This is a genomic window from Pseudomonas vanderleydeniana, from assembly GCF_014268755.2.
GTDB classification, from domain to species: Bacteria; Pseudomonadota; Gammaproteobacteria; order Pseudomonadales; family Pseudomonadaceae; genus Aquipseudomonas; species Aquipseudomonas vanderleydeniana.
In genome coordinates this window covers 3,124,330-3,137,026 of record NZ_CP077093.1, presented here as the reverse complement: position 1 = coordinate 3,137,026, position 12,697 = coordinate 3,124,330, and the positions used below count along the sequence as shown (strand labels likewise).

The following is a 12,697-nucleotide window of genomic DNA, read 5'->3' as shown; positions in this document are numbered from 1 at the left end:
CGGTCAGGGGCCGACAGGCTTCATGTCCATCATAGGGAGCCTGGGTGGGGCATCAATGGCGCGAGGGTGATGGCGAGGAACATGGATCGTGTTCGATCGGCGCCTGTGTTGCACAAGCGCCGCGCAAGGCCGCGAGGTGGGGCAGCGACCTGCCCCTTGCGGACATCAGTCGGTGCCGTACTTCGGTGACCGTGGCCCGTACAGCAGCCCGGTATTGCGGCCTACGGACAGCAGGCGTCGACTGGTCAGGCCGGCAATCGGATGCCCGGCATCGGTGGAGCTGTTGATGATCTGCTTGACCGCCGCCGTAATCAGCATGCCGACCAGGCCGCCCTGGTTATTGTTGTTGCCCTCTTCGCTCGATGCGGTCGCGCTGCCGGTCCACAGGGTGGTACCGGACTTGAGGTCGACCAGCTTGGCGTTCGCGGTAACGATGGTGTTGCTGCTCAATACCATGTACTTGGTGCCATAGTCGGTCACGGTGATGTACATCGCCGCGTCCGCACCGAAGATGTCATGCAGCTTGGCTGGCGAGGTGTTGTGAATGTCATCGGCGGTGGTCAGGCCGTTCTGCTTGAACGTCTCGTCCACCAGGGCCACCGGCATCACATAGTAGCCTGCCTCGGCCAGCGGGAAGGTCACCTGGGACAGCAGGCTGTAGGAACCCTTGATGTCCGGCGACTGGTTCAGCGGCGGCAACACCAGGATGGTTCGCGGACGCGCCTGCTTGTAGGCCGAATAGTCGAGGCTCTTGACCTGGTGGGCACAGCCGCCCAGCAGGCTCAGCACGATCAGCCCGGTCACGATCCCCCAAAAGCGCAGGTTCATGGCTTGCTTCCTTTCTGTGCGTTACTCAACAGGAAATCCATATAGGTGCCCGACTCGGGAAACAGCGCCTTTTCGGTCTGGAACTGCTGCACCATCTGGTCGTCCTTGCCCAGGCTGCCATACAGCAGGCCCAGGTGAGCGTGATAGCCCGGCGGTGCCGCACGATTGGTCGCCTTGATCTTTTGCAGGTCGGCTTCCAGCGCAGCGACCTGCGCTTCCTTGGATTCGCCCTTGAAATACTCGTAGACCTGCGGCTCGTAGCCTTCCCACTGATAAAGCGTCTTGGGTTGTTGGGCACACCCCACCAACACCGTACCACCGAGCACTAGCGCGCCGAAACGCAGCGAACTGAACACGTTACCCATCACCACTGAAACTCCCTGTTATCGAATACGTTAGTGCTGACCCGGTTTCCACGCACCGCTGTCGATGGCATCGACCATCTTGTTCACGGCTTCGCGCATGGCCAAGTCGAGGACCTTGCCGTTGAGGGTCGAGTCGTAGCTGGCGGTACCACCAAAACCGACGATCTCACGGTTGGACAAGGCGTACTCACCCGCACCCTGGGTGGAATAGACCACCTCGGAGGTCACGATATTGACGATGTTCAACGCGACCTTGGCATAGGCCACCTGGGTCTTGCCACGACCGAGGATACCGAACAGCTGCTGGTCGCCGGTTTCCTTGCGCCCGAACTCGGTGACATCGCCGGTGACGACATAGTCCGCGCCCTTGAGCTTCTGGGCCTGGGACTTGATGGTCGCCTCCTGCTGGATCTCGGCCATGTTGTCGCGGTCCAGCACGCTGAAGCGGTTGGTCTGCTGCAGGTGGGTGATCAGGATGGTCTTGGCCTGGCCGCCCAAACGGTCGACGCCATCGGAAAAGATCCCGCGCATGTAGCTGGAACGGTTGTCGAACTTGCCGACGGCAATCGGTGTACGCGCGCCGACATAGGGCCGACTGACGCTTTCGACCTGCTGCACCGGCAACGCCCGGGAGGTCTCCTGGGCCGCACAACCGGCAAGGGTGGCCAGCACGATTGCCGCCATCCCTGACATCATCACCTGCGGCATTTTCTTCACGCAGTACTCTCCTTTAAAAAACGGACTGGGGGGGAAATCTGGAAACGAATGGGTCGAGGTGTTCTTCAAGTACAAGGCATCAGGCCCGAGCCGTCATTTTCGCTCGAGCCACTGAAGGAGGCGTTTCATAGGGGGGGGTAACGCAGAGCGGCATGGCCGCGAGGAACCTCATCCCGAGGATAAACCTGTATGTACGATCCCTCGATACAGTTAATATCAATTTAATGGCAACCATCATAATTCGACGACTTTTGAGCGTCAAGAAACTGATACATGCATGAGATCCCGATGACCTTGTTTCAAGCCCTCGGGATCAGGTATTGCTCAACCTCTTACATTTCGGTAAGTGCAGCCGTAGTCGACAGTAGGATGTTCTTCAACTGGTCGCTCAATTCAAGTTTGGAAATCTTTTCCTTGAGCACGGACCACTGCGCTTTGCCAGCCGGACCACCAGCCCCGGTTACCACATCTACCGCAGTCCCGGACATCCCCTGAGTTGCACCAGCCAGCATTTCCAATACCAGTCGGGCGGAGCCATGTTCGTCCCAGGCTGCCTTGGAAGCCGGGTCCTTGGCCAGATCACGCTGGGTATCGGCATAGTCGCCGATCAGTTTCTTGGTATCGTCCTTTGTGGTATTGGCGACAATTCCCAGCGAGGTCAGCCCACCTGCGCCCCCTAATGTTGCGCCAATCAGACCCGCGGCAATATCAGCAGCGACACGATTATTTCCACCCGCAGCCCAGCTCTCGGTCACCTGCTTGTAATTGAGTTCAGCAGCCGCTATGTCCTCTTTGCCCTTTGTATTCTTGGCATCATCCAGCAAGTTCTTGGCCTGCTTTTCCGCCTGCTCAGCCACCTTACCCACTATGTCCTTAGTCAGGCCGATTGAGCTCTTCAGAAGCTCGATCCGCTCCTGCAGCGCCTTCTCGTCCGGCTTATCCAAAGGTTCATTCGCATGCGCGGTATCGCGATTGAGCCCCACCAGATCATAAGCGCCGGCGGCATCCCGGACGATGATGGTACCTTCACTTACGGCACTACGAGTCTTGCTACTGTTCGACTCTCCCAGTGCCAAGGGCATTCCAGTACTGATCCCGCCGTCAAAGCCTTTCACGCTGCCATAAGAACCGGACAGAGCAACAGAGGTGCTATGGCTGTCGATTTCACTCTTGTTCTTGATATCGCTGACAATCAGACGATCCGTGACGATAAGGTTCTTGTCCACACTGGCATCACTGGCAATGACCGCGCCTTCCAGCGTCGTGTTATTACCAACATTGATGTTGTATCCACCTTTGCCGGCAAACAGTCCACTCTGGTCCTTGACCGCACGATAATCTCGATCCAAACCGCCATTTGAGAGTTCAAGACTTGCACTACCACTGGCACCGGCCGTTGCGCCATAACAGAACGGAGGAATACACAGGCTGGCACCAAAACCGATATTGGTATTCTTGCTCTCAAACTTATCGGTATCTTGCCTTGAGGCAATATTGAGATTGCCGTCGATTGTCGCGTCAATCGTCTGAGCCTTGACCTGAGCTCCAGCCAGGGTCGTATCCTTGCCGCTATGCAGCAGGAGGTCACCCGTCTCCAGCGTACTGTTGACTTGGGTCACTGACTTGCCCTTGCCGTCCACCAAGCCCAGCTTGGCTCCCAGATCAAGCGTGAAGCCGTTCTGTGCCCCCAGGTTGAAACTGACGCCTATGGAGGTCTCATTGGTATGGGAGTCGCTGGACTGACGAACCGTATTCTGAGCGCTCTCCAACGTAATGTTGTTTTTCGCCTCCAATACCGTCGAGTTCGCCTTCAACGAGCTGCCCACCACATGAATATCACCCGCCGAACCGGTCATGGCGCCAGTCGAAACGACTGCCAGGTTCTGTCCCGCCATGATCGAACTGGCCTTCGCTGTCTGGGTCTCTTTCTCGGAGGTCTTGCGACTGCTGCTACTGGCCAGTTCCGAACCGATCTTGATCAACGTCGTGTCACCGCCAGCTGTCTTATTTTTATAGGCGTTGATCGCATCACCAAAACCGGCTGATGTATCGGTTGAAAGGGATTTCGCACCGACAAGCTGTGAAAATTTATTCTGCAACTCCTGCTCTGTCTTCCAAAGGGTGGTCCCTGAGTCGGTCAGCGACAAGGCAAGCTGCGCCTGCTTGACCGCTCGCAAGCGCGGGTCGTCGATGGACTCGATCGACTTGATCGTCTCGGGCAAGTTGTAGAGCGCCGTCACCGCGTTCACAACCACTCCACCCATGACCCGCTTCACCCCAAGACTGGAAGTCTTGTCAGTCATCTCCTCATTGGAGTTCTCCATCCCAGCGACAATGTTCACATTGGAACCGGTCAGGCTCATGTCCTTGCTACTGACCAGATTACTGGCTACGACGTTCAGCTCACGACCCGCGGTGAGGCTCACATTCCCCAGGGCAGAGCCAACGGTGCTGCCCGTCAACGTGGTACCGGACGTTTGACCATCATGGCTACCACTGTTGATGAACAGTTTCTGCTTACCCGTGATGTCATCGATCCCCAACTTGTTGGCCGTCAGAATGCCGGTCAGGTCACGGTTCTTTTCCTTATGCGCCTGCTCACTGGTGAACGTGTTTTGCGCCGCATTGATCGTCAGGTCACGACCCGCTTGAACCGTCAGGTCCTGCATGCTGGCCAGTGCCGACCCCGTCACCGTGGCATCGCGCTTGGCAACCACGTCCACAGTGTCACCCGAAATCAGACTGCCGGATGCCTTGGTCTGCGCCGCCGCCATATGGTCCGAAACCTTGCTTGCCTTGAGACCAAGCCAACTGCTCTTGCTCTGGCTGCGATCATGCTGGCTGCTACTTGCATCGGTGGCTGCAACAATCTGTACATCGTTGCCTGCTGTCAGCTTGACAGCTCCTTCGCCGGAAACGACCTTGCTACCCTTGACCAGCAGATCATTACCCGCCACCAGCGTGGCCTTGCTGGCACCACTCACGGCACTGGCGACGTTGGTACTGCGCGACTCCTCATCCAACTGACTCTTCTTGCCCGACGAGCTTTTCGAGGTCTTGCTGTAGAAGCTGTAGTCCTCGTTGGTCGCCGTCTGCAACGTCAGATTCGCGCCAGCAGACAGGTAGGCCTCTTTCTGTGCGCTCACCTGGCTGGACACCAGGCCCAAATCCTTGCCGGCATTGAGTGTCACATTACCGCCCGCTGTAACCTGGGTGGAAACCTGCTGGCTGTGGTTCTCGTCCCCTCGGTACTTCTTGTTCCAACCACTGTAGGTACTGGCGTTCGCTGCGGACTCCAATGTCAGATCACCCGTTGCCGACATCGTCGCATCGCGCTTGGCGTCGATCTGGCTGGCGACTACCGACAGATCGCGCCCCGCGACCACGGACACATCACGCCCGGAGGTCAGGCTTGAACTCAGTTGAGTCACCTGGCCGCTGGTGTAGTTGTCATAGCGAACATTGCTGGTCTGTTCGGCCGAAGTGATCTTGACGTCTCGCCCTGCAGTGACGCTGGTGTCACGCCCACTCTGCAGCACACTGCCCTGGTTGAGCAGATCCCGCCCGGCATTGACGCCCAGGTCATTGCTCGCTTCAATCCGCGCGGCGCTGTCGGCGAAGTCCTTGCGATTGCTGATCAGGCCGTCATAGCTCTGGTGAGTGGTCACCGTTCGCTCATTGAGCACGTCGCCCTTGACGGCGGTGACACTCACATCGCGACCGGCAATGATCCCGCCGGCCTTGTTGCTGAGATTATTGGTCGCCAGGGCGTCGAGGCGATTGCCTGCTTCGAGCAGGCCGCTGTTCACCAGGTCGTTGCTGGCCGTGGCCTTGAGGTTGCTGCTGGCGCGCAGGGTGCCGGCATTGCTCAGGTCCTGGCCGGCAACCAGGGTCACGTCGCTACCCTGAATCAGCGCACCGTTGTCGGCCAGGCGGTTGTTGGCACTGGCCAGGTACAACACCGGGACCAGCACTTGCTCGCCATTGATCGTCTGGTTCTCCATCCACACGATGTCATGGGTCAGGGCCGCAACCTGCTCCGAAGTCAGGCTCACGCCCAATTGCAGGTTCAATTCCTGCTTGCTGGCGACAGCGTTGTTCATCAGGTACTTGAACATCGCATCATCGGAAGTCTGGCCATCGATGTAGCGCTGGCCGGTACGCGCAGTCACCGCCTGCTGGATCAGTTTCTGTTCGTAGAACCCATCGCCCAGGCGCTTGGCGCTGGCGTCAGGGTCGTATCCAAGATTTGACAGCAGGTAATCCGAGCTCATGAACTGCTTGAGATCGGTGAGCGCCGGATTGGTTTCAATCAGGTACTTCTGCGGGTTGGATTTGCCCGAAGTGTCCGGCAGACCTGGAACGTGCACCAGACCGGAGGCCGAACCGTTCGAACTGGTGCCCTGCCCGCTCAGGCGGAACAGCCCATTCTGCCCGGCTGGAAGGGTAAAGCCAGGCAACGCGACCGGGTTGATCTGATGCTGCGCCAGGTCTGGCGGCAACTGGGCATTGATGTAGATCGGTGTCGAGTAGGCACTGCCCGAGCCGGTATCCGTTGCCGTGCGACCGGCTGCGACGTACTCGTAGAACGGTCGGATCACACTGTTGTTGATCTTTTCGTTGGCATTGAGCGAAACACTGCCACCAGCCTGGATAATCGCGTCGTAGGACTTGTCACTGATGTTGTTGGTGACCGTGGTCCCGCCCATGTCCACCGTGGCCCAGTGGAAGAATGCGCTCAGGTCCGAAGCATAGGAAGCCGAAGGTGTCGGGTTGTTCCTCGCGTTGAAGTTGGCTGCCGCGGCAGCGGCAGCACCGGTTTCGTTGACGAAGCTCCAGTAGCGGCGCGTAGTCTTGATTTCCTGGGGTTGCAGCCCCTTGTTGTTGATCGTGTTCGCGTCAACCTGCACGTTGCCGGTGGCGGCAATGATGCTGCTGGTATTGTTCAGAACCTGGGTATCGATCGACAGGTCGGCGCCACTGGTCAGGCTCGCCGCTGCGCTGCTTTGGGTGACATTCAAGCGGTCGGTCTCGGTCAACTCCCACAGACCATTGATACGACCACCACCGCGATCATCGCAGCCTGCCGTCGGGATCAGGGTGCACGACAAGCGGGTAATGCCCGTAGCACTCTTTTCATGCTCGGTGTACTCCAGTACATCCATCACGTTGTTGACCGTTGTCGCCGCGACCGTCAGTTTGCCCATGCTCTCGATGTCGCCCGAACGGTTGTCCAGCAGGTCGGCCCGGGTGCCATTGGAATCCCTGGCGATCAACGCTGTGCCCAGGCTGTAGACCTGCGCATAGCGGTTGGTGAAACTGCTGACCAGCAGTTGCATGTCTTCGCCACTGGAGATCAGGCCATGATCGTTGAGCAGGTTGCCCGTCGTGATCACCAGCCCCTTGCCACTACCCAGGGTCCCCAGGTTGTTCACGCCTGAAGCGGTGAGCTTCAGGTTTCCACCAGAGGTCAGCCGACCGGAACTGTTGAACAGCCCATCGATATTGACGGTGGCATCTGCGCCGGCGGCGATACTGCCGGTATCGCCCAGATCGACCTGTATCGCGTGCAGCCCCAGGGTTTGGACTCCACTCAGACGTCCCGAGCCAGCGTAACCACCGTGCAGATCGAGACGGACAGCGCCGTCGGTGCCGATCAGGCCATCGTTGCGCCAGTCATTGCCACTGCCCTGGAAACCGCTACTGGACAAGAGCTGGCCGGTAGCGGTCTGGGTCAAGTGATTGACATTGACGATCAGGTGATTGGCCTGCAGCGAGCTGCTGTTGGTCCAGGTATCGGTCGCCAGCGTCAGGTCACCTTGGGTGACCAGCCGGCCGCCAACATCATTGAGATTGGCCATGGAAATGCCGAAGACACCAGTGTTCGCATGCAACAGGCTGCCCCCCTGGTTCTGGAAGCTCGCCACGTCAAAATCGAGGTCGTTGTTGGCGGTTTCCACAGTACCGCCACGGTTGTCGAACAGGCCACCGATCTTGAAGGAGGTCTTGTCGACAGTACCCAGCGCCCGCAGTTGCCCACCCTGGTTGACCACGCTGGCGGCACCAACGGCCAGCGTAGTCCCACTCTCGACGATCCCCTTGCTGTTATTCAGCTCACCGCTCAGGCTCAGGCCGATCCGTTGGCCGGTCACCTGGCCGCCGGTATCACCACTGTTATCCAGATCATTGCCGCTGACCTGCACCAGATTGGAGGCGTAGAGGCCGCCGTTGCGGTTGTCGATATTGCCGCTACGGGCATCGAGTACCGCATCACCCGACTGAGCGGCGATGCGGCCGCCATTGTTGTCGATACCGCCAAAGGCATTGAGCGCCAGGCGCTGGGCCTGGATGGTGCCGCCCTGGTTGTTGTTGCTCAGGTCGTAACCGTTCTTCAGTACACCGACGATGTGGCTTTCGAAGGCGCCCTTGACGCTGGACAGCAGGCCGCCGCGACTGTCGAGGTTGGCCGCAGTGACGCTCAGGTCACCGTCCTGGGCGATGACCTTGCCGCTCTGGTTGTCGATGTCGCCGGTGACATTGAGAGTGACCGCCCCCTTGCCTTGCAGGGAGCCCTTGCTGTTGCCCAGGCTGTCAGCATTGAGTTGCAGGTCGGCATTGCGGCTGGCGATCAGGCCGCCGGTGCTGTTGTCGACTTTACCGCTGGCCGTGACCAGCAAGGTATCGCTAGCCCCGATGGTGCCATTCTGGCTGTTGTCCAGGCTGCCGGTGAGCAGAGTCAGCAGGTCCTGGCTGTTGATCCCGCCGTTCTGGTTGTTGATCTGCGTGCTGCGCTGGAGCAGCAGCGGGCCTGCGCTGGACAGCTTGCCGTAGTTATTGGTCAGGGTCCCGAGCAGGTCGAGGGTGACACCGGCATTGCCGGTGAAGGTGCCGTGACTGTTGTCCAGGTCGGTACCGGTGAAGCTCAGCGCGTCATCGGCGCTGAGGGTGCCGGCGTTGTTCAGGGCCATCGCCTGCAGGGTCAGGGTGGCCGAGCTGGTGATGGAACCGCCCAGGGTGTTGTCGAGCAGGCCGGTGACCGTCAGCTTCTGGGCAGCGCCGCTGGAGAGGACGCCCTGGTCACTGTTGTCGAGGCTGTCGGCGGTGACGGTCAGGGCCTTCTGGCTGACCACCGCGCCGGCGTGGCTGTTGAGCAGCGCACCACTGAGGGTGGCGGCGACATCACCGCTGCGACTGGAGACAGTGCCGCTGTTGCGGTTGTCCAGACTGGTGCCGTTGACGGTCAGGCCCTGCCAACCGGAGATCACGCCGCTCTGGTTGTTGATCGCGCCGGCGGCGGTGAGGCCGAGGGTGCTCTCGGCCATCACCAGGCCAGTGAGGTTGTCCATCGTACCCAGGATCAGCGTACTGCTGGCCTTGGTGGACACTTCGCCTGCATTGTTATTCAAATGACCGAGGGTGGCAGTCAATTGACCGACGCTGTTGATCAGGCCGCCCTGCCCGTTCAGTACGGTATCGGCGGTCAGGTTCAGGCTGTCGGCGCTGAGGACTCGGCCCTGGTTCTGGTTGTCGAGGGTGCCGGCGGTGACGGTGGTCTGGCGCTTGCCGCTCAGGGTGCCGCCCTGGTTGGTCAGGGTCTGGGCGGTGGTGACGGTCAGGTCGCGGCTGGCGATAACGCTCTTGCCGGTGTTGTTGAAATTCTGCGCCGTGACGCTGACGTCGCCTGCGGTGTTGCGGCTGTTATCAGCATTGACTCCGGCTTCGATGATGCCGTTGTTGGTCAGTTGGCCGCCGCTGTTGAGGGTGATGCGGTCCTTGGCGACGAGGTTGTTCTGGCTGGTCAGGTCGCCCTGGGTGTTCACGTCCAGGGTGGTGCCGGCATAGACCGGACCCTTGGCTTCGAGGCTCTGCGCCTTGACGTTGACCGCGCCCGTCGCCGCCGCGTCGACCATGCTCAGATGGCCATTGGCGTCGAGCTGAATGTCGCCACCGCTGGCAACCATCTTGCCGTCGAGTTTTACCCCGACACCGGCCTCGGTACCCACCAGCTTGATCGCTCCGGCGTACATGCCGCCCAGCGCCGAGGAGTCGATCGCCAGTTGCGGTGCACTGGCAGGATCGGCGGCACGGGCTGTGGCCTTGAGAGTCTTGGCATCGACGTCGTTGGCGCCGGTGATGATCGCCAGGTTCCTGGCCTGGATCTCGGCATTGAGCTTGGCCGAGCGGGTGATGATCTCGAAGCGGTCGATGTTGTTGGCGTTCAGCAGCGCGCCTTCGATGGACACGCTGCCCTGGTCGACCTGGTAGCGACTCACCTGGCCGTTTTCCACGACTGGTTTGCCGGTGGTCAGCGTCGCCTGCGGGGTGTTGATGAAGCCGCAGCCGTTACAGGTGATGCCATAGGGGTTGGCAACAATGACGTGGGCCGACTGCCCCGCCACCTCGGTATAGCCGCGCAACTGGCTCGGACTGCCGCCGTTGACCTCGTTGAGAATGGTGGACGCAGCACGGCCGTTGAGGTTGCTGTTGCCAAGAATGATCCCGCCCAATTGCGTCGACTGGGTACGGTTCGTGGCGTTATTGAGGATGACGCCCTGGCTGCCGACGTTGTAGTCCTGGAATTGGTTGTGCGACAGACCGCTGCCATTGGGGGCGGCGATGTTGACGATGGGCACGCCGTTGCCCGCCTGGCCGAGCGTCGTCCCCGGTGCGCTGACCACGATGCCATCCGCCTGCGCCCATAGCGGCTGCCAGAACATGACGTTCGCCATCAATAACGCAAGGCCGCGTTTGGGAAACCCAAGGAAATGATCGCGGTCTTTTAGGGCTGCAGAAGACTGGCCCACGGGAAAAGTGAACTGGCGAACGTCCATGTCAGGTCTCGGATCCGATGAATCGGTGCAATTGAAAGGCGAGAAATCAGCCGCTGGCCGCAGACGCTGATATCAAAATGCTATCCAAGACAAAACAATGGCGTCAACAAATAGTTACAAAACTATTCAATCCCGATAATGGCTTCAGCGAAAATCCCCGCGTTGACGAATTACTTCAGCGGATTGATTCCCAATAGATTCACCCCGAGCCCCAGTGCCAGCAGCAGCGCCCCACAGGCAACCTGAGTATTCGGCGATGGCGGTTCGCTCAGCACCAGCAACCCGAGCCAGAACCCGCCCAGGTAAGCCACCGTGGTCAGAGAAGCCAGGGCCGCCGACAGATAGAGAAAACCGGTGAACCAGGCCAAGCGATCACCGCTCAGCCGCCGTACCCATTGGTAGCAGCCGCCAGCCAGCGGGAACTGCGAAGACAACTCGGCGTACACCGTAGCCACGCTCATCTGCAGCAGTAGGCTCAGCGGCACGATCCACAACCATGCGGGGCCGATGTTGACGGCCCCGAGGGACATCACCGAGTAGATCCCGACAACCGGGGAAATCGTGGCAAACCCCACGGAAAAGGAAGACCACAGGCTAAGTCCCCGGTCCAGCTCCTGGTGATAGCCATGACTGGCTAGCAGGCTTTCATCCTGCTGGGCGACGGAAGATGAAAGATCACTCATGTCGAACCCCGCTCTGCGCGGGCACGACTAGATGCCGAGTGAAAGGAACAGGCAATGGCATGGCAGGATCCTCGGTTGGATTTGTTATCGAGGTGGGCCGGCTGGGAGCCGGACGGGTTCCTGCGCAGGGTATGACGGCCTTACATCAGAGAAAATTCATATCTCGTGCTGCTGGCATCAGCTTTTATTGAGGTTTTAACTTGATGCCACTCAAGCCTCCCTAGCCGACCCTCATGTTCGACGTCAGGTTCTGCTGCATGAAATCCAGGAATCGACGCTGGAACAGCATCGTATGCTCATGCGCAGCCTGCTCCGCAGCGTCGGCATCACGCGCCGCGATCGCCTCGACGATCTCGCCATGGTCACGGCCCATGCCGGACGAACCGGCAGGACTGAGGAGGAAATCGAAATGCAGGTGCGACAAGCGCTGCCCTTCGCCGAGCAGGCGCTCATAGTGACTCGTCAGGTACGGGTTTTTCCCGGCCCGCGCGATCTCCATGTGCATTTCCTTGTTGCGCTCGGTCATGACCTGGAAATCGCCGCAGGAAATCGAGGCCATGTAGGCAGCCTCGGCGGCCCGGATGCGCTCCAGGTCCTCTTCGGTGCGCTGCAGCGCGGCCAGGCGGGTGACCGCACGCTGCAACAGGTCGAGCGCGGCGATGTAGTTGGGGAACTCTTCGATCTCGAACGGCGTGACGAGGGTCGTCCGGTTCGGCAGGATCGTCACCAGTCCCTCGGTGATCAAGCGCGCCAGGGCATCACGTACCGGTGAGCGGGACAGCCCGAACTGAGTAGCCAGGGACACCTCGTCGAGAGGCGCGCCCGGTTTCAGTTTCAGCGTGAGAATCTGCTTGCGCAACTCCTCATAGATATACCGGCCACCATGGCGGCGGCCACTGCCTTGCTCATCCGAAGCTTGCTTGCTGCTCATCAGGTACCCTTTCTTGTCTGGCCCCGGCTCATTGACGTCGTCCGGGACCGTCAGGGTAGCGCACATGGCCAGAGCTCGGCTATCGGCTGCCCTGGCAAGTTCAGCACCTGGTTGGCCGGACAGACCAGCGTGGACGAAGGCTGCCCGGCCATCACCCGTTACTCCAACTTCGACCTGACCTTCGACACCCAGGGCATGAAGCTCGCCACGCCCGCGACCGGGGATGGCTGCGACAACGAACGGAGTTTTACCTGGGAGCAGTTGCAGCCGGTCCTGAGCGACAAGGGCAAGGCTGCGCTGCCCAGCCTGAAAACACCCTGATCGCTCAGCGGCCCGCGCTGC

At 59.9% G+C, this 12,697-nt stretch carries 5 protein-coding genes and 2 pseudogenes; 1 reads left to right on the top strand and 6 read right to left on the bottom strand.

The annotated features are described in order from the left end of the window. Positions 1–165: 165 nt before the first annotated feature. The 6 genes and pseudogenes from HU752_RS14170 to HU752_RS14145 form a co-directional block, all read right to left on the bottom strand. Positions 166–828, bottom strand: coding sequence for a DUF799 domain-containing protein (locus HU752_RS14170; protein ID WP_186687763.1), 663 nt, complete (start codon positions 826–828; stop codon positions 166–168). After that, positions 825–1,193 carry a DUF4810 domain-containing protein gene (locus tag HU752_RS14165; protein WP_186687766.1) on the bottom strand — a complete coding sequence of 123 codons (369 nt, stop codon included), beginning with the start codon at positions 1,191–1,193 and terminating at the stop codon, positions 825–827. Before HU752_RS14165 ends, HU752_RS14170 begins: the two co-directional genes overlap by 4 nt. A gap of 30 nt (positions 1,194–1,223) precedes the next feature. Continuing rightward, the gene (locus tag HU752_RS14160) at positions 1,224–1,901 is read right to left on the bottom strand and encodes a CsgG/HfaB family protein (protein ID WP_186687898.1); all 678 of its coding nucleotides are present in this window, start codon (positions 1,899–1,901) and stop codon (positions 1,224–1,226) included. Positions 1,902–2,242: 341 nt separating this feature from the next. Continuing rightward, positions 2,243–10,741: a two-partner secretion domain-containing protein gene (locus tag HU752_RS14155; RefSeq protein ID WP_186687769.1), complete on the bottom strand. Its 8,499-nt coding sequence runs from the start codon at positions 10,739–10,741 to the stop codon at positions 2,243–2,245. 173 nt (positions 10,742–10,914) lie between these two features. Beyond that, a pseudogene (locus HU752_RS14150) lies at positions 10,915–11,424 on the bottom strand (amino acid permease); the annotation flags it as partial. 220 nt (positions 11,425–11,644) lie between these two features. Further along, positions 11,645–12,355 carry a GntR family transcriptional regulator gene (locus HU752_RS14145; protein WP_186687772.1) on the bottom strand — a complete coding sequence of 237 codons (711 nt, stop codon included), beginning with the start codon at positions 12,353–12,355 and terminating at the stop codon, positions 11,645–11,647. A gap of 90 nt (positions 12,356–12,445) precedes the next feature. On the opposite strand from HU752_RS14145, the pseudogene HU752_RS14140 reads away from it, so the two are divergent. After that, positions 12,446–12,676 (top strand): annotated as a pseudogene (locus tag HU752_RS14140) (hypothetical protein); the annotation flags it as partial. Positions 12,677–12,697 lie beyond the last annotated feature (21 nt).

Coding starts and splice junctions, on each gene's coding strand:
- HU752_RS14170 (WP_186687763.1), bottom strand. CDS start 828: ATGAACCTGCGCTTTTGGGGGATCGTGACCGGGCTGATCGTGCTGAGC.
- HU752_RS14165 (WP_186687766.1), bottom strand. CDS start 1,193: ATGGGTAACGTGTTCAGTTCGCTGCGTTTCGGCGCGCTAGTGCTCGGT.
- HU752_RS14160 (WP_186687898.1), bottom strand. CDS start 1,901: ATGCCGCAGGTGATGATGTCAGGGATGGCGGCAATCGTGCTGGCCACC.
- HU752_RS14155 (WP_186687769.1), bottom strand. CDS start 10,741: ATGGACGTTCGCCAGTTCACTTTTCCCGTGGGCCAGTCTTCTGCAGCC.
- HU752_RS14145 (WP_186687772.1), bottom strand. CDS start 12,355: ATGAGCAGCAAGCAAGCTTCGGATGAGCAAGGCAGTGGCCGCCGCCAT.